The sequence below is a fragment of the Arthrobacter sp. TmtSoilC48 genome, from assembly GCF_059739425.1.
The window spans coordinates 556,311-574,216 of record NZ_AP046049.1 but is presented as its reverse complement, the minus strand read 5'-3'; the positions used below and the strand labels follow the sequence as shown (position 1 = coordinate 574,216).

Below are 17,906 nucleotides of genomic sequence, written 5' to 3'. Positions count from 1 at the left end.
CCGTGCACTAGCGTATCGCCGGGGACTGCCGTTGCCGCCCCGGCAACCTTTCTGCCGAGATCGGTAGCCCCCACGAGTCGTTGCTGCTGAAGGCGGCGTCGAAGCTGGTTTGGGAGGCGGGGAAGTCGAATTTCTTCAGGGCGGCGAGGGCTTCGGGGGCGCCATGCAGGCGGTCCATGCCGGCGTCTTCCCATTCCACGGAAATGGGGCCGTCGTAGCCGATCGCGGTGAGGGCCCGGAAGGAGGATTCCCAGGGCACGTCTCCGCGTCCGGCGGAGACGAAGTCCCAGCCGCGGCGGGGATCGCCCCACGGCAGGTGCGAGCCGATCACGGTGTTCCTGCCAGTGGGCCGGAGCTTGGTGTCCTTGCAGTCCACATGGTAGATCCGGTCCTTGAAGTCCCAGATAAAGGAGACAGGGTCAATGCCTTGCCACATGAAGTGTGAGGGATCCCAGTTCAGGCCGAACGCGGGCCGGTGTCCGATGGCTTCGAGGGTGCGGACGGTGGTCCAGTAGTCGTAGGCGATCTCGGAGGGGTGGACTTCGTGGGCGAAGCGGACACCGCATTCATCGAAGACGTCCAGGATGGGGTTCCAGCGGTCGGCGAAGTCCTGGTAGCCGGCGTCGATGACCTTTTCGGGGACGGGCGGGAACATGGCGACGTATTGCCAGATGGAGGAGCCGGTGAACCCGACGACGGTGTCTACTCCCAGTGCGCGTGCCAGGCGGGCGGTGTGTTTCATTTCTTCGGCGGCGCGTTGGCGGACGCCTTCGGGTTCGCCGTCACCCCACACGCGCGATCCGACGATTGCTTCGTGGCGGAAGTCGATGGGGTCATCGCAGACGGCTTGGCCTTTGAGGTGGTCTCCGGAGATGGCCCACACCTTGAGGTTGTACTTTTCCAGTATGGCGAGTTTGGATTCGACGTAGCCGGGTTCGTCCCAGCGCCAGGCGTCCAGGTGGTCTCCGGAGATGGCGATTTCCAGGCCGTCGTAGCCCCAGCCTGAGGCAAGGCGGGCGACTTCCTCGAAGGGGAGGTCGGCCCACTGGCCGGTGAACAGGGTGTACGGGCGGGGCATGTCAGGCTCCTTGCGTAGCGAAGGTTGGTTGTAGGACAGGCGTGACAACACCGCGGTTGTCGGCCGATTCCTCGATGACGGTCAGGACACGTTGGATCTGCAGTCCGTCTTCGAATGACGGCGAGGGCGGGGTCTGCTCCTGGATGGCGGTGAGGAAATCCCGGATCTGGTGGGTGAAGGTGTGTTCCCAACCGATGATATGGCCCTGCGGCCACCACGCCGCCAGATAGGGGTGCTCGGGTTCGTTGACTAGAATCCGGCGAAACCCCTGTTCGCGGACTGGAACGGTAGCGTCCAGGAAACGGAGCTCATTGAAGTTTTCCAAGTCAAACGCGAGCGAACCAGCAGTGCCGTAGATCTCTATGCGAAGGCTGTTCTTTTGGCCGGTCGCGACTCGAGACGCCTCAACTGACGCACCGACGTCCCCCGTCAGTCCAAGTGTGGCCCAGACAGCATCATCTACCGTGACATCTTCGGGGCCGTGGGGCCCGGGACGTCTTGCGACGAATGTCCGCAGTGTTCCGGTGGCCTCGGTAACTGTCTCATTGGTGAGATGTTGGATTTGGTCGATGGCGTGGGAGGCGATATCGCCGTGGGCGCCGGAGCCGGCGGTTTCCTTGCGGAGCCGCCAGGTCATGGGGGACTCGGCGTCGGAGAGCCAGTCCTGAAGGTAGGCGGCCCGGACGTGGCGGACGGTGCCGAGCCGGCCTTCGGCGATCAGTTCGCGGGCCAGTGCAAGAGCGGGGACGCGGCGGTAGTTGAAGCCGATCATCGACTGCACGCCGTTCGCGCGGGCCGTTGCCGCGGCTGCGGTCATGGCTTCTGCCTCGGCGATCGTGTTCGCCAGCGGCTTTTCCACGAGGACGTGTTTCCCGGCAGCGAGGGCGGCAACAGCGATTTCGGCGTGCATCCAGCCCGGAGCGCAGATATCGACGATGTGGATGTCGTCCCGGGCAATGACGGACCGCCAGTCGGTGGCGGACTCTGCCCAGCCGTACTTGGCGGCCGCCTCCGCAACGGATTCGGCGTCCCGGCCGACGAGGACTTTCTGCTCGAAGGCGGGGACGTCGAAGAAGCTGGCCACGTTCCGCCACGCATTCGAGTGGGCCTTCCCCATGAACGCGTAGCCAATGGCGGCCACACCCAGCGGGGCAGATGCTGGGCGGTATGCCGGGGAAGGCGTTTGGTCGGATGGGCGGACTGGGGTGGTCATGGTGTGGTTCCTCGCTGATTCTTAGAGCGTGGCGGTTTCCGGCGCCCAGTCCTCAGGGACGGGTTCGGAGGAGGGCGCGTTGCTGGTGACGTCCACGAATGAGCCCGATTCCACGGATTCGGAAATCGAGACCATGGTGTCCAGCACGTGGTAGGCCAGTTCGCCGGTGGCCCTGTGTGGAGTGCCGGAGCGCAGGGCACGGGCCATGTCCAGCACGCCCAGGCCGCGACCGTTGGCCGGTCCGGTGGCGGGGATGATTTCGGGTTCTTCCGCGCCGGGTCGCCAGAGCTTGAGGCCGCCGTCGAAATAGTTCGGGTCCGGCAGCGAGAGCGTGGCCTCGGTGCCGGTGATTTCCACGAACCCCATTCGCTGGCGGGGGGACTCGAAGGAGAACACGCTGTGGGAGGACGCACCGCTTTCGAACTGCGCCATCGCGGAGACATGGGTGGGGACTTCGACGGCGAATTCCTCGCCGGCCTTCGGACCGGAACCGATGATCCGGGTCGCCCTTGCGGAGGAGCCGACGGCGGCAACCCTGCGCACCGAGCCGAACGTCTGGATCAGGGCAGTGAGGTAGTACGGGCCCATGTCGAACAACGGGCCGGCGCCGTGCTGGAACAGGAACGCCGGGTTCGGGTGCCAGGATTCCGGACCGGGGGTCTGGAAAGTGGTCATCCCCGTCAGCGGAGTTCCAATGTCGCCGCACTCGATGATGCGGCGGGCGGTCTGCAGGCCCGCACCCAGGAACGTGTCCGGCGCCGTTCCGAGGCGGATGCCGGCGGTATCTGCTGCCTTGAGCAGCCCCAGTCCGGACTCGCGGTCCAGGGAGAAAGGCTTCTCCGTCCAGATGTGCTTGCCGGCGTTGACCGCAGCCGTGGCGACCTCGACGTGTGCTGCCGGGATGGTCAGGTTCACGATGATTTCGACGTGGGGATGGTTCAGCGCCTTTTCCGGGCCGCCCCACTCGGGGACGCCGCATTCCTTGGCGCGCGCCTCGGCGGCGTCCTCGAAGAGGTCGGCGATGACCAGAACCTTCAGGTCCGGAAAAACCGTGAGGTTGTCCAGGTACGCCTTGCTGATGTTGCCTGCTCCGATGACGCCGACGCCCACCGGCCCCCGAAGGGAAGACGAGGTGGACGGACTGGATGCTGCGGGGATGCTCACGCGTTGGCTCCTTCGGTAGCGCCCGTACCGGCGCTGGCCGCGTTGCTGTTCAGGAAGGCCAGGCTCTGCGCGATGCCGTCGAAGATGTCGCCGGAGTAGTCATCGAATTCCACCACGCCAACTTCGAGGGATTGTGCCGCGGCGATCACCTCCAGGACCGGGACGTTGCCCTGCCCTGCTGCTTTTTGTGCCTTGTTGTCCTTGTTTATGGGACCGTCTTTGATGTGGATGAACTTCACCCTGTCGCCGAGCTTTGTGAGGATATCCACGGGGTCGTGGCCGCCCACGGCCACCCAGTAGGTATCCACCTCCAGGATTACCGCGGGGTCGAGGTACTCGGCGAGGTATTCCAGCGCCGTTCGCCCGTCAACAATGGACTCGAGTTCCCACTCATGGTTGTGATAACCCACGCGAATGCCATACTCGGCGCCTTTCTTCGCAGCGGCGTTGAGCTTGGCCGCAGTGGACTGGATGGTTTCGGCGTTCTGCCATTGGTCCGCTGGCTGGTAGGGGTCAATGACGGTGCTGATGCCCAGTTCCTTCGCCGCGGTAAAGATTTCATCCTGGTCCTGGGAAAGCAGCGGCGCATGGCCGGAGGGCGCCGTGAGGCCGTTGTCCTTCATCGCGGCGCCGAGCTCCTTGGTCGTAGCGACGAAGTTGTAGGGCTCAACCTGGGTGAAACCGATCTCCGCAACCTTCCTGAGAGTTGCGGGGAGGTCTTCGGAGATGGCATCCCGGAGGGTGTAGAGCTGAATTGAATAGGACATTGTTCTTCCTTTTGCGGGTGGTTCTGAAACATCGGGGTTAGCTGTTGTTTCGGCGAACCCCGGAAGCCTGTTTCGGCTGTTACGGGGCGTTATTTCAGTCTTTTGATGTGCGGATTGCTGCCTCATCCCTTGACGGCTCCCTGCATAACGCAAGCGACGAGTTGCTTGCCGCGGATGAAGAACAGCACCAGCAACGGCACGACCGAGATGAGCACGCCGAACATGATGAGGGCGATGTCTTTGAAGAACGACCTTGTCGGTAACGTGCATGTTGTTCTCCTTTTAAGCAGGTGGGGTCCAGCAACTTCAGGAAGAGGCGCCCGGAGCTTGCGGTTCCATCCGCCGGCGGGGATTTCGCGGTTGTGGCCAGGGGCATCCAGACGCCGTCAACATTGAATTGGCCGAGCACGGTGTCGCGTCAGGTGAAATCCCAAACGCGCGGCTTCGGTTGAATCTGTGCCCAGGAAGACACGCCACATGCGGGTGTAATCCCCGCGCTAGACGATCACGTCGTTTCTAATCCTTACTCAGGTTGGCCACGAGGGCGTCCTCTGTGTGAGTAGTAGGCGCCCGGCTCTGATCGGGCCTGCTGTCGAGTGAGAACTCGCGCAGGGTTGGGATGGTTTTTGATGCGCAGAGTTGAGAGAACCAGTGGGAGCTGAGTTTCGGGGTCCGCTGGAGGGTGTCGTAATCGACGTGAATGATGCCGAATCGCGGTCCGTATCCGGCGGCCCACTCGAAGTTGTCCAGGAGTGACCAGACCAGGTAGCCAACAACGTTGGCCCCGCGGTGGCGGGCGCGGTCAGTTGCCGTGACGTGTTCGATGAGGAAGCGGGTACGGTCAAAATCTAGGACAACGTTGTTGCCGTTCAACGAGGTGACGGTGTCGGGAAAAGCTGCTCCGTTTTCCATCACCATGATCGGCAAACCAGGATGTTCAGCAGAAAGTGCCACGAGGTGGTCTTCGAGGCCTTGGGGTTCAATCCCCCAGTCCATCCCGGTCCGCTCGAGGTCTCCTCGTCGAAGGAACTCAATTCTTTCCGAGCCCGGGAAGGCGGTGCCGCCGTCTTTTTCGGTTTCCGGGTCATAGGCGGGGTTCAGGCGTACATGCATGACTTCGTAATAGTTCACGCCCAGGAGATCGATCGGTTGATGACTGGTTTCCAAATCCCCGGGAAGGACGAAACTCCAGTCCGTGAATTTCCGTGTGTCGGCGAGAAGGTCGGCAGGGTACTGCCCGTTCAGCATGGGCCCGGTGAAGACGCGGTTCGCCACCGCGTCGAACTGGCGCGCAGCTTCTGCGTCTTCCGGGGTTTCAGCGGCTACGCGGAAGATGTTCAGTGCCACAGAGATTTGCGCGTCGTTCCGGGTGATGGTTCGCCGGAGCGCTTTGACGGCAAGTCCATGCGAAAGGTTGAGGTGGTGCGCTGCGATGAGCGCATCTTCATGGCTTGTTCCACCGGGTGCAAATGCTCCACTGCCGTATCCGGAGAAGGAGTTGTTCCAAGGCTCGTTGTGGGTCGACCAGATATAGACGCGGTCACCGAGAGCAGCGCCCATGATCTCTGCGTACTTTTCGAAGGCGAAGGCGGTCTTGCGTCCGCGCCAGCCGCCGTACTTGTCTTCCAGCGCTTGTGGAAGGTCCCAGTGGTTGAGCGTTACGACCGGTTGGATTCCGCGCGCCAGCAGACTGTCAACGAGGCGTGAATAGAACTGTAGGCCCTCAGCGTTCACCTCGCCCTCACCGGTCGGCATGACGCGCGACCACGAGATCGAAAACCGGTAAGCGGTTAGGTTCAGGGCCTCCATCAACCCGAGATCCTCCTCGACACGGTGGTAGTGGTCGGCGGCGACGTCTCCCGTGGCGCCCCCTTCGGTCTTCCCTGGAGTGTGGCTAAAGGTATCCCAAATGGAGGGGCCCCGTCCCCCTTCGGTTGCGCCGCCCTCAATCTGGTAGGCGGCGGTCGCGGCGCCAAGAATGAAGGAGGGCGGTAAATCGATGTGTCCGCTATCGAGGAGACCGTGGTACATGGTCAGTCCTTTCGCGTCGGTCGCGTGACCGCGTTGGTTCCGCGGCAGCGGCTGGTTCATGGCAAATCCGCGGTGAGGGTCAGAGACTTTGATTCAGTCAGGTATGCCCTGCTGTCCGTCACGTCCGCAGTTCCGCCGGTAACGTCCAGCAGAGTGCGCAGTGGGCGGTCGTCCGAAGACGCGCCGACTGAAATGGACATTGGGCCTGGCTCAACGATCCACCTGCCTTCAAGCGAGAGGTAGGCCAGGAGCGCCAGCTGCAGGGTGAAGACCAGTGTTGCTTCCTGGCTAGGCTCCAGCGTGATGCGCTGGAAGCCGGCAAGTTGAAGCGCAGGTCGTGAGATTCCGAGTGCTTCGTCCTCGACGTACAGCTGGACCACTTCGGTGCCGGTGCGGCTGCCGCTGTTGATCACCGTGACCGTCACTTCGACCTCTCCGTCCGTGGCGACTGATGGCGTGCTGAGGGCCAGTGCTGAGTACGTGAAGCGGGTGTAGGTGAGACCGTGCCCGAACGGAAACAGTGGTGTGGCGGCCTCATCGACATATCCGCCATGGTCGTCGCCTTCGCGGCGGCGGTAGCCGCTGCCGAATCGTTGGCTGGAGTGGATTGGTACCTGACCGCTTGATCGGGGCATGGTGTACGGGAGTCGTCCTTGCGGCTCGCTGGCGCCAGTGAGAACGTCCGTGACGGCGCGGGGGCCGAATTCGGAGCCATAGTATCCGAGTACGAGCGCGTTCAGTTTTGGTTCGATGACGCCCAGCGCGAGGGGCCTGCCTGAGAAGAGTACGCCCACCATCGGTGTGTCCAGGGTATGGAGCGCATCGACGAGTTTGCGCTGTGATTCAGGAAGTCGCAGATCGGAGGTGTCTGCGCCTTCGCCTTCGGTGCGCTCGGCGAAGAACCAGCGGGCCAGTCCGCCGAGCGCCAGGATAATGACATCTGCGCCGCGCGCCGCGTCAACCGCGGCCGGGATTTTGTCGATGCCGCCGTCAACGTCGCAACCTTCGGAAACCACTACCGTCGCATTCGGCAGTGCGGTCCGCAGGGCCTCGCTGAGCGACGCGGCGTCGTACTGGACTCGTGCGTATTCGTCCTCGCCCATTGACAGGAGATCGCCGATCTCGCCTTCAACGTAGGAGTTATCGGGCTGGAACGTACCTTCATCCACTCCGACCATGGAGCTGGCCACTCCACTGCGCAGAGCGCGGGTCAGGGCGATGAATGCGGGAAACGTATATGGTGCAAATGCGGTACCCACCGCATCGGCGTGAGGACCAATGATGGCTATGCGTTGTGCATTGCCGAGGGGCAGGACACCGTCGTTCTTTAACAGCGTGACCGACTCGTGCGCCAGCCGCGACGAGAGCTCGCGGCCCTCCTTGGCAATTGACATCACCGTGACCTGATCGGTGGACACATACGGATTCTCGAACAAGCCGAGCTCGAACTTGTGAGTGAGGACCCGCAAGACCGCCTCATCTACAAGTGCCTCACTGATCTCCCCGTCCTGGATGGCGGAGATAAGGGCTTCCCCGTACCCGAAGGGAGCCGGTAACTCTACGTCAATGCCAGCGCGAAGTCCCAGCACCGCTGCTTCGCGCGCATTGCTGGCGGCCCGGTGGTGGACGACCAGGTTCTCGATTGATCCCCAGTCGGAGACCACTGTCCCGTCGAAGCCCAGTTCGTCCCGCAACAGGTGGCGGAATATCCGCGAGTCAGCGGCAGCGGGCACGCCATCCCAATCGGAGAGGGAATTCATGACCGAATCCAGGCCGGCCAGTGTGATGGCGGCAGCGAACGGACGCGCATAAACCTCCCGGAGCTCTCGCTCGCCTAGGGTCACGGACGCCATGTTTAGCCCTGCGTCACTCATCGCGTAACCAAGGAAATGCTTGCCAGTGGCAATCACCCCATCCTTCAGCGACGCTCCACGCAGATTGCGGATGAACGAGACTCCAAAAGCGCTCACGAGGTAGGGATCCTCGCCATACGTCTCGTGTACTCGCCCCCACCTTGCATCTCTTGCAACGTCAAGGACCGGCGAAAGCGCGTGGTGGAAACCAACCGAGCGCATCTGCCGGCGTGTCAGGGCGGCCATCTCACCGACCCCTTCTGGATCCCACGTCGCCGCAAGGCCGATCCCTGTGGGGAACGAGGTAAATGACGGTGCGTTGACACCATTCAGTGCCTCGACGTGCATGATGGCGGGAATCCCCAGACGGGTATTCTCTACCAGGTATCGCTGAACCTCATTATTGAGCCGCGCGACCTCGGCAGCAGTCCGCGGGAATCCCCCCATATGGGGTTCCACGTACCCGATCCCATCACCGAGCTTGGTGGCGGCGATTCCGGGGCGAATGCCATCTGCGTCGAACAGCATCGTCGGCACCAGAGAGGTGAGTTGTGCAACCTTCTCCGAGATTGTCATTCGTTTGATCAGATCAACGGCCCGAAAGCGCGCTTCCTCCACGTATTGCTCCTAAAGTTTCTTGCTGTGTGGCTCACCGAGGTGGCCTCTCGCTTGGACGTTGATCAGCCCGAGGCATCTACTGGTGTGGTGTGGTGTGGTGTGGCGGCCGGGCCGGTTGCCAACGTCGGGGAGGAGTCGCTACCGGCCGCCGACGTATCTACTTGGCCCGGACTTCAGCCCTTGACTCCGGAGGAGACGGTGGAGCGGATGAAGTAGCGCTGGGCGAAGAAGAAGATCGACAGCACGGGCAGGATGTACAGCACGGCAGCAGCGGCCTGCACGGTGGGAATGGTGTTCCCGTTAGGGTCCTGGTACCACGCGGTAATGGCCACCGCGAGGGTCGTGTGGTCCGTGTCCAACAACAGTGCGGGTCCAATGTAATCGCCCCAGGTCCACGTGAACGACAAAAGGAACGAGGTAATCAGCACCGGGCGGGAGAGGGGAAGGAAGATCTGGACGAAGATTCTCAGCCAGCCGGCACCATCCATAATTGCCGCGTCTTCGAGTTCGCGCGGGAGCGACGAGAAGAACTGGCGGAAGAGGAACACCATATACGGTGATGCGGCCAGCCCCCACAAAATCCAGGGCCAGTAGGTGTTCACCAGCCCGATTTGCGAGAAGAGAACGTACGTTGGCAGCAGCGTCAGAATCTGCGGGATCATCATGGTTGAGAGCAGAACCAGGAACAGGGCCTTTTTTCCGGGGGCCCTTAGCCGGGCGAAACCGAAGCCGACCGTAGCGCTCGATATGGTTATCAGCACCGAATACGTTGTCGCGAGGAATAAAGAGTTGGCCGTGTAGGCCACAAAGTCCATTTGGGTAACGGCCTCGACGAAGTTGTTCCATTGCGCCTTATCAGGCAGGACCTGGATCGGAAACGAGGCCCATTCAGCGGGTGTCTTCAGCGCCGCAAGTATCAGCCACAGGAATGGGCCGATAAAGAACACCGACAGGAGCAGGATCAAAATGTAGAGGATCGCCGGGGGCCGCTTGTCCTTCCGGACCTTTTCGGCTTTCCGGATATGTTTGGCCTCGGGTGCCAGCCCGGCGGGTGTTTCACGCTCAGTCGTGGTCATCGGGTTGCTCCTTCTTTCTCGGCTTCCGTGTCGACTTCGTAGTACACCCATGACTGGCTCGAGCGCAGGAAGAGCAACGTCAGACCGAGGATGATGAGGAAGAACACCCACAGCATTGCCGATCCGTAGCCGAAACGGTTGCTGAGGAAGAACTCCTTGTAGACCTGCACCATGTACAGGTTGTTGCTGTCCGGCACCCCACTGACCTTCGAGATACCGGCCGAGCTGGTCAGGAGCAGGGGCTGGATGAAGACCTGCAACGCCGCGATCACGCCCGTGATCACCTGGAAGAAGAGGATGGGCGAAATCATCGGTACTGTCACGTGCCGGAAGACAGACCATCGTCCCGCGCCGTCGATGGTGGCCGCTTCCTCGAGCTCGGCCGGAACGCCCTGAAGAGCGGCGAGCATGATGATCATGCCTGCGCCCAGACCCCAGAGCATCAGGATCACCAGAGCGTAGAAGGCGGTAGGGTCCAGAAGCCACGCGATCGGCTGGATGCCGACGACCCCCAGGATGGCGTTGAGGATTCCTGAATCCCTGTTGAAGACAAGCTTCCACATGATTGCCATGGCGACAACCGGGACGACTGAGGGCAGAAAGAACAGAGTCCTCCACAGTCCCAATGCCCTCAGCCGCCGGTTGATGATCATCGCCAGGCCAAGAGATCCGCCGATGGTCAGCGGGACAACGATGGCAGTGAACAGCAGCGTCCTCAGCAGCGCCATCCACGCCTCGCCGTCACTGAACAGTTCAACGTAGTTATCCAGGCCAACCCACTTGAAGCGCGGAGAGCTGCCGTCGAAGTTGGTAAGGCTCACAAGCAGCCCGAACACCATGGGCAACGCCGTCAGCAGCACGAAACCTATTACCCAAGGCCCGACGAATGCGTAGAACGCTTTCTTGGGGTAGCGGGACCACTTGCGTGCCATAACTGTTAGCCGATCTGCTTCTTGCCCTGCGCGAGGGCTTTGTTCAAGTCATCAGTGAGCGCCGAGCATGCCTGGTCTACGCTCAGTTCACCCTTGATTGATTTCTCAAGGTACGTCTTGATCGTGGCGTTCAAGAGATCTGTCGAGATGTAAGGCGAGTCGGGCAAGGGCTTCGCATACTGCAGTTCATTCTGCGCGACCTGGTACGCCTGCTTCTGGAATGGAAGATCCTGCGGCAACTTATCGCTCAGCGACTTCAGCCCCGGAAGGCCCCAACCACTCGCGGCACGCTCCTTGGCCGGCGTGCCGGCCATGTAATACTCCATGAGCTTGAAAGCTGCATCCTTGTTCTTCGCCTTCTCCGGGATCCACCAACCCTGCCCGGAGAACGTCGGCGCGACACGGGTGTCTCCCATTACAGGTGAAGGAGCCATTCGGACAGTCTTCAGCGCATCGGGGGCGGCGAAGTTGCCGCCATACCAATAGCCATCCTGACTGATCGCCATGCGCTGTGCGGCGAAGGTCGAGTAGTCAGAGCCGTCCGGAAGCGGGTTCAGGGACGTCGGGCCCACCCCTGATTTCCCGAAATCGACGTACCACTGGAAGGCGCGCTTGGCGGCGGCCGAGGTGAAGTCGATCTTGGTCAGGTCTTCGTTGTACAGCTGCCCACCTTGCTGCATTACCATCGCCGACATGGGCTGGGAGAGGGACCAGTCCCATTCGACGCCCAGTCCGAAGGTCCTCGTTGTTGTGCCCTCGGTGACAGTGAGCTTTTTGGCGATTTCCAGGAGGTTGTCGTAGCTGGTTGCCTCGGTGTCACTCAGGTAGGGGACGCCGGCTTTGTCGAAAAGGGCGGTGTTGTACCAGAGTGTCGAGTCCTGGCTCCAGTCTTTGACGACGCCGTATAGGGGACCTTCGCCGCTCTTGGTGCCGTTCCAGCGGAAGCTGTTGTTGACGGGCTGAAGGTCGTCTTCCTTCAGCACATCACTCTTCTTCAGGTATGGGGTGAGGTCCGTAGCCAATCCCCGCGCGTTGAAGTTGGCGCTGCCGACGGCGGCGCCAACAGTAATGTCGGGCGGGTTGCCCGAAGCAAGCATGGTGTTCAGCCGGGTCGCATCGAACAGAACCTGGTTGATCTTGATGCCAGGGTTGTTCTTCTCGAACTCGGCAACCTGTTCCGCGCTGAGATCCTTGGCTCCGACCATGACGGTCAAAGTGGTCTCCCCCGACGGGCTGCTGGCGCCACCGCCGCCGGCGGTGCACCCGGCAAGTAGGGCTGTTGCTGCAATGAACGAGCCCGCGACAAAGGTACGCCGCTTGAGTGTTGCTGCTGGTGTAGGCATGTCTACCTCCTTGTGACATGGGGCGCCCGGAACTGGGTCGCCGTGGTGATCGTGATCATCATTACACGAAAACGAAACAGTTGCTACAATTTTATTCAAGCAGTTTCAAAGGGCCGGTGTTGCCCAAGGCGCCGGGCTATAGTTAGTAAGGTCACTAGCATGAGTGAACAGAAGAGCCCCGGCGCCCGGGGTCCGTACGCAAAATCGGCGCAGCGATCGAGTGACATCCTCGATGCCGCCGCCACTGTGTTCGCAACACACGGCTACCACGGCGGCTCATTGCGGGACATCGCGCGCTCCCTCGACCTCAGCCTGACCAGCATCGTCCACCACTTCGGGTCCAAGTACGAGCTTCTCGAGGCCGTGCTCGAGCGGGCCGACAGGACCACTCCCGGCAACGAAGAGTTCGACTTCGACGCCGCTTGCGCCGAACGCGGGGTCGCGTCCGCCACACTGGAGCGGGTGGAGTCAAGCATCGAGCGGCCCGAACTGCTGCGCCTCTTCGCCATCCTGGCAGCGGAATCCTCCACCCCCACGCATCCCGCGCATGACTGGTTCGTCGCCCGCTACCGGCGCAAAACGGAAGAACTTTCGGCCGCCTTCACCTACGACCAGGCCGCAGGCCGAATCAGCCCAACCCGAGACCCCCACACCCTTAGCCGCCTGCTCATAGGTACCTGGGACGGCATACAGCTGCAATGGCTGATCGACCCGACCGCCGATATGACCAGGTCTATGAGGGCATTCTTTGAATGGGCCCTTCCGGAATCGGTGAAGGATCTCCCTGGCGTTCCGAACCGATCTGCCGCCCGGTAATCTGCCCGATCCTTCTTTCCCCCGCTCCAGTGCCGCGTGGTTAGTGCGGCCTTAGCGGAACCATAACTCCGAAAAATGTAGCAGTCGTTCAAATTTCGTCGTAAGGTGGGCGCTGTCGCTTGTGCTGTCGCGACGACATCGTGACCCCTCAACGAGGAGATCCTTCCATGAGCGGGCCGGAACCGGGCAGCGTGCGTGTGGATCGCCCGCACGGCTCGCAGGGGTAGTGGTGAGTTCGCTGCGGGACGGGTAGTGAAGTCCATTTCCACGATCGCTACGGCAAAGACACTGCCGGACGTGCCCTCGCCTTCTCACTAAAAGCACAATAACTCGCTCCGATCTCGGGGTTCGGCGCGTCTTCGCCGAAACGAAAAATAAAACCGCCCATCCAGGAGAGGATCCACATGACCCACCTAAATCTGGCAACAACACCTGACGGAATCCAGTACCGCGACCTGAACGGGAACGGGATCATGGACCCCTTTGAGGACCCGCGGAGAACACCCGAAGAGCGCACCGAAGACCTTCTCAACCGGCTCTCGTTAGACGAAAAAATCGGCCTCATGTTTCAGACCGTCATCGAATCAGGACCAGGCGGCTCCTTGCTGGAGACAGCCGGGCACATCAGCAAATCACCAACCTCGGTAGTGGTTCTGGCGAAGAACATGACCCACTTCAATGTCCACGGACTCGACGACGCACGCGAAGCCGCCCGGTGGAACAACGCCCTGCAAAAACTCGCAGCTCAAACGCCTCACGGAATTCCCGTCACAATCTCCACGGACCCTCGCCACGCATTCGCCGAAAACGTCGGCGTCGGATTTTCCGCAGGCCCGTTTTCGCAATGGCCGGAAGGGCTGGGCCTGGCCGCGATCGATGAACCTGAAACCACCCGCCATTTCGCCGAGATCGCCCGTGCCGAATACACTGCGGTCGGAATCCGTGCTGCGCTTCACCCGCAAATCGACTTAGCCACCGAGCCCCGATGGGGGCGGCAACTGCAAACTTTCGGTTCCCGCCTCGATCGGGTCATAGCCCATACGGCCGCCTACCTGGACGGCTTCCAAGGCGCCACGCTCGGTCCCGGCAGCGTGTCCTGCACGACTAAACACTTCCCGGGCGGGGGACCGCAAAAGGACGGCGAGGACGCCCACTTCCCCTACGGTCGCGAACAGGTGTACCCGGGCGGCCGATTCGAAGACCATCTGGCACCTTTTAGGACTGCCATCGAGCATGACACCGCGGCCATCATGCCGTACTACGGGATGCCGGTGGGTCTTGAAATAAACGGACAACCGGTGGAAGAAGTAGGTTTCGGCTACAACCGCCAGATACTTCAGGAACTCCTGCGCGAGGACCTCGGCTTTGAAGGTGTCATTGTGACGGACTGGGAACTCGTCAACGACAACGTTATTGGCGACCAGGTCCTACCCGCCCGGGCCTGGGGAGTAGAACACCTCGACGCCCGGGGCCGCATGTTGAAAATCCTTGAAGCAGGAGCGGACCAGTTCGGCGGCGAAGAATGCGTCGAAATCCTCCGCAGCCTGGTCGATGAAGGTCTCGTCGCGGAATCCCGGATCGACGCTTCGGCTCGACGACTGCTGCTGGTGAAGTTCCGGCTTGGGCTTTTCGACAACCCCTTCGTCGACGAAGATACAGCGGCCCGCGTCGTTGGCAGCCCGCAACACCGTGCCGCGGGCGAGCTGGCGCAATCACGCTCCGTTTGTGTCCTCGAGAACAAGCTCCACGGAACTGAACCGACCCTTCCCGTTGCGCCGGGCCAACGTCTCTACATAGAGGGAATCGATCCCGCCATAGCCGGCACGCTCGGAACCATCGTCCCCACGCCGGAGGAAGCAGATCTAGCAATTATCAGAATCGCCGCACCATTCGACGCCAGAGACGACCTTTTCCTCGAATCATTCTTTCACCAGGGAGGGCTTGAATTCCGGCCCGGCCTCATCTACCGACTGAACGCGATATCCTCCCGCATACCCCTGATCGTGGATGTCGCCCTTGACCGTGGCGCCATCCTTACCCCGATCTCAACGATCACATCCGCGCTCACGGCCAGTTTTGGAGTATCCGATTCTGCACTATCGCGGGTCCTCAGTGGCGAAATCACACCAGTCGGACGGCTGCCAATCGCACTGCCAATGGCAATGAATGACGTCCGGACCGTCGCTCCGGACACTGGCCTCGCAGCCGATAAATGTCTTTACCCGGCCGGACACAAAGCACTTCTGTAAACGGCTCCCTCGGGGCCACCCACCCGTTCATCCCGACGCCCCACCAGTCCAAGGGCTCTTGACCCCGGCTCCCCTGCAACTGCTGGATGCTGCATCGAGCTTGGCATGCGTCCGCCGTAGCGCCCCTCGCTTCGCCTCGCACCGCCGCACTCGGTGCGGTGAAAGGAACACATGGAAATCACGACCGGAGAGCTGGAACAGCCCGGCATGCTGGAGGTACAGGTCAAGGACGCCTCTGAGGTGGATAACGCTCTGGAAGAGGCGATATCCGTCGTGCAGAAGGCCGCACGCAAGCACCGGATAGGGATCCTCGTGACACGGATCGAGACGGGCAGATATATCGTGCGTGCTCATCCCGCTGTCCCCTTCGGGTTGATCCGCCAGCGACACGACGACGCCAGTAGATAGACCCCAAGGCAATCGGCATACCCGGAAAGCACGTCCGGAACACGACTGCGCCGACCCCGACGACACAGACAATGGCGGGTTCACAGGTTCCGCGCTGAACCTCGGGAGGCAGATCAGGGGCCTCTTCCTCCGGATCGGGGCCTCTGACCCCCGCGCCCTGCGCAAGAACCCCACGCATGTCTTCAGCGCTTCAAATCAACGTGCGCAGGCAAGCAAACAAAAGAAATTGTTGCACCCGTCACAATTTCGGGTTACCTTTTCACCACCGAAGCAGAACTCGCTGCCGCCGCCTTACCCGGCCGCGGCGGAATGGCACGGCTGCCCCCACCCGGGGTCAGAAACCATCCCAGCGCACCGGAAGCTGGCTCGTATTTCGAGCAGTCACCTTGCGGCCGAACGCGCTGTTGGCAGTCACTTACTCGAAGGAATTCGCCCCAATGAAGACGCGAAAAACTCTAGCCATGCTCGCCACGGTCAGTCTTGGCCTGACGATGTCGGCATTCGCCAGCCAGGCTGCAACCGCCACGACGACGCCAAGCCCAACCTCAGACGCGCTTCCCGCAGTGGGGGCCGAGGGTGGCATCGGCTCGCTCCGGGAGGAGGCCGCGAAGGCTGGCCTCATCATCGGATCCGGTTCAATCAAGGGCATGACATCAACGGCCGATGGCCGGCCCTCGAACTACCTGGCAGAACCTCAGTTCGCGGAGGTGCTGGCCGAGCAGTTCAACAGCCTGTCCCCCGAGAACGACCTGAAGTGGCAATTCGTTGAGCCGCAAGAGGGCATCTTCGACTTCGAGGGCCTGGACCGACTGGCAGCCTTCGGTAAAGCGAACGACATGCAGGTCAAGGGCCACGGCCTGATCTCGGGTTGCTGCAACCCCGATTACCTTGTATCTAAGGTCAATGACCCTGTCGCGTTCCGCGCCGCCATGGTCAATCACTTCAATACGATCATGAAGCGCTACAAGAACAAGATGGACCGCTGGGACGTCGTAACCGAGGCGCTGGAGACGATGGGTGGGGGCCTTCAGCACAACGACTTCTACAACGCCCTCGGCCCAGGCTACATCGCAGACGCGTTCCGGATCGCCCATGATGCGGACCCGAAGGCCAAGCTGTTCCTGAACGAAAACCTTGTGGAATCACTCCCAGGGAAGCGGCAGGAACTGTACGACCTCGTTTCCGGTCTCGTTGCCGACGGGGTGCCGATCAACGGCGTGGCCTTGCAGATGCACGAAACACTCCAGGGGCCTCCGCCCGGAGCCATCACCGAGATGACCAACTTCTTCCACGGCCTGCGACTCGAAGTCTCCATCGCGGAACTGGACGTGCACACATACGACCCCGTCTCCCAAGCAAAGATCTACGGCAACATCGTCACTGAGGCGCTCAACGCCGGCATCAAGGAAATCAGCGTCTGGGGCTTCACGGACAAGCACCTCTACACATGGCTCCCGGGAGCGAAACCGTGCCTGTTCGACGAGAACTACAACCCCAAGCCGGCGTACTTCGCCGTTCGTGATGCCCTGCGGAACTACGTGGAGAAGACGGAACCACTCAAGTACCCGCTCGGCAAACTACCCAAGCAGCCTGTCAGCAAACCCTCCAACACCAGCGACTTGCAACTGTAGTCCCAAAATGGACGCGGCAGCTGATTGTGCACCGGCCGCCCGGTGACACCCGTTGTGGTGCGTGGTCGCACTAACGCACCACAACGAGTGTCCTTCCTGCACAGCGGTAGAGCATCCAAGGGGTGATGGCGCCCGGGAAATCTCATCCCCTCGTAGTAGTAAGCCTTCAGTCGAGTCGGCCGGCAGCGAAATGGGAGCTAGGGTCTAGTCGACGCTGGGAACCCACGCCGTCGCCAGGAAATTGGAATCCGTCCGCCGCCACCCAATGACGCTCTCCGGCCCGGGTAGGACTCACGCCGGGCTCACCCTGGTAACGCGCAGGTTGGAGAGGTGCGACGACGGTTCTCCGGACTCTCCGAGCTTCAGCCCCGCGCTATGCACACAGTCCCGTGCCGCGGCCAAAGCATAAGTATCAGAGGAAGCGTCTTGGCCAGAAGCCCCCGCCTTGGTTATTTACACCCCAAACTGACGTCAAGGTGGTCTGACGTGGGGCGGACTTGGCTAGCGGCGAGACTCTCATATTTATCAGGGGTCCGACCAGTCAGGATGTGTGCATGCCTACCGAACGGCTCGAAGTGGACTCATCAAGTCCGTGTTCTTTGGGCTACTTCCCTGTTCGCGGGCCCTGCTCCATCTCATTTTCTTACCATTCGACTGTCGGGATGAGATGGAAGAAGATGATGAGCGGCCGTCCGGGAAACCGAATTCAGTTCGATTCTGACGCAAG

General features: G+C 61.4%; 12 protein-coding genes and 1 pseudogene. 4 read left to right on the top strand and 9 right to left on the bottom strand.

Going from position 1 to position 17,906, the window contains the following annotated elements:
• Positions 1-76: 76 nt before the first annotated feature.
• From AC6I97_RS02755 to AC6I97_RS02715, 9 genes and pseudogenes are all read right to left on the bottom strand, one after another.
• Positions 77-1,078 (bottom strand): annotated as a pseudogene (locus AC6I97_RS02755) (sugar phosphate isomerase/epimerase family protein); the annotation flags it as partial.
• 1 nt (position 1,079) lies between these two features.
• Positions 1,080-2,291 (bottom strand): Gfo/Idh/MocA family protein, encoded by a 1,212-nt coding sequence (locus tag AC6I97_RS02750; protein ID WP_224092701.1) that lies wholly within the window; start codon positions 2,289-2,291, stop codon positions 1,080-1,082.
• A 21-nt stretch (positions 2,292-2,312) separates the two neighbouring features.
• On the bottom strand, positions 2,313-3,449 hold the full coding sequence (locus AC6I97_RS02745; RefSeq protein ID WP_224093936.1) for a Gfo/Idh/MocA family protein: 1,137 nt from the start codon (positions 3,447-3,449) through the stop codon (positions 2,313-2,315).
• Positions 3,450-3,451: 2 nt separating this feature from the next.
• Positions 3,452-4,222, bottom strand: coding sequence for a sugar phosphate isomerase/epimerase family protein (locus AC6I97_RS02740; RefSeq protein ID WP_224092699.1), 771 nt, complete (start codon positions 4,220-4,222; stop codon positions 3,452-3,454).
• A 516-nt stretch (positions 4,223-4,738) separates the two neighbouring features.
• A complete protein-coding gene (locus AC6I97_RS02735) occupies positions 4,739-6,253 on the bottom strand; it encodes a GH1 family beta-glucosidase (protein WP_224092697.1) in 1,515 nt (504 codons plus the stop codon).
• A gap of 56 nt (positions 6,254-6,309) precedes the next feature.
• Positions 6,310-8,682, bottom strand: a complete 2,373-nt coding sequence (locus tag AC6I97_RS02730) for a glycoside hydrolase family 3 N-terminal domain-containing protein (RefSeq protein WP_497943997.1) — start codon at positions 8,680-8,682, stop codon at positions 6,310-6,312.
• Positions 8,683-8,897: 215 nt separating this feature from the next.
• Positions 8,898-9,800, bottom strand: coding sequence for a carbohydrate ABC transporter permease (locus AC6I97_RS02725; protein WP_224092695.1), 903 nt, complete (start codon positions 9,798-9,800; stop codon positions 8,898-8,900).
• The gene (locus AC6I97_RS02720; protein ID WP_224092693.1) at positions 9,797-10,732 is read right to left on the bottom strand and encodes a carbohydrate ABC transporter permease; all 936 of its coding nucleotides are present in this window, start codon (positions 10,730-10,732) and stop codon (positions 9,797-9,799) included. The genes AC6I97_RS02725 and AC6I97_RS02720 overlap by 4 nt, the downstream gene beginning before the upstream one ends.
• A 5-nt stretch (positions 10,733-10,737) precedes the next feature.
• Positions 10,738-12,075, bottom strand: a complete 1,338-nt coding sequence (locus AC6I97_RS02715; protein WP_224165867.1) for an ABC transporter substrate-binding protein — start codon at positions 12,073-12,075, stop codon at positions 10,738-10,740.
• 159 nt (positions 12,076-12,234) lie between these two features.
• Here AC6I97_RS02715 and AC6I97_RS02710 point away from each other — a divergent pair, with 159 nt between their 5' ends.
• The 4 genes from AC6I97_RS02710 (at position 12,235) to AC6I97_RS02695 (ending at position 17,179) form a co-directional block, all read left to right on the top strand.
• Complete coding sequence (locus AC6I97_RS02710) at positions 12,235-12,891, top strand: TetR/AcrR family transcriptional regulator (RefSeq protein ID WP_224092673.1); 657 nt, start codon at positions 12,235-12,237, stop codon at positions 12,889-12,891.
• A gap of 404 nt (positions 12,892-13,295) precedes the next feature.
• Positions 13,296-15,140: a glycoside hydrolase family 3 protein gene (locus tag AC6I97_RS02705; protein WP_224165868.1), complete on the top strand. Its 1,845-nt coding sequence runs from the start codon at positions 13,296-13,298 to the stop codon at positions 15,138-15,140.
• A gap of 171 nt (positions 15,141-15,311) precedes the next feature.
• Positions 15,312-15,548, top strand: coding sequence for a hypothetical protein (locus tag AC6I97_RS02700; RefSeq protein ID WP_223948826.1), 237 nt, complete (start codon positions 15,312-15,314; stop codon positions 15,546-15,548).
• A gap of 437 nt (positions 15,549-15,985) precedes the next feature.
• Positions 15,986-17,179, top strand: coding sequence for an endo-1,4-beta-xylanase (locus tag AC6I97_RS02695; protein WP_224165869.1), 1,194 nt, complete (start codon positions 15,986-15,988; stop codon positions 17,177-17,179).
• Positions 17,180-17,906: the final 727 nt, after the last annotated feature.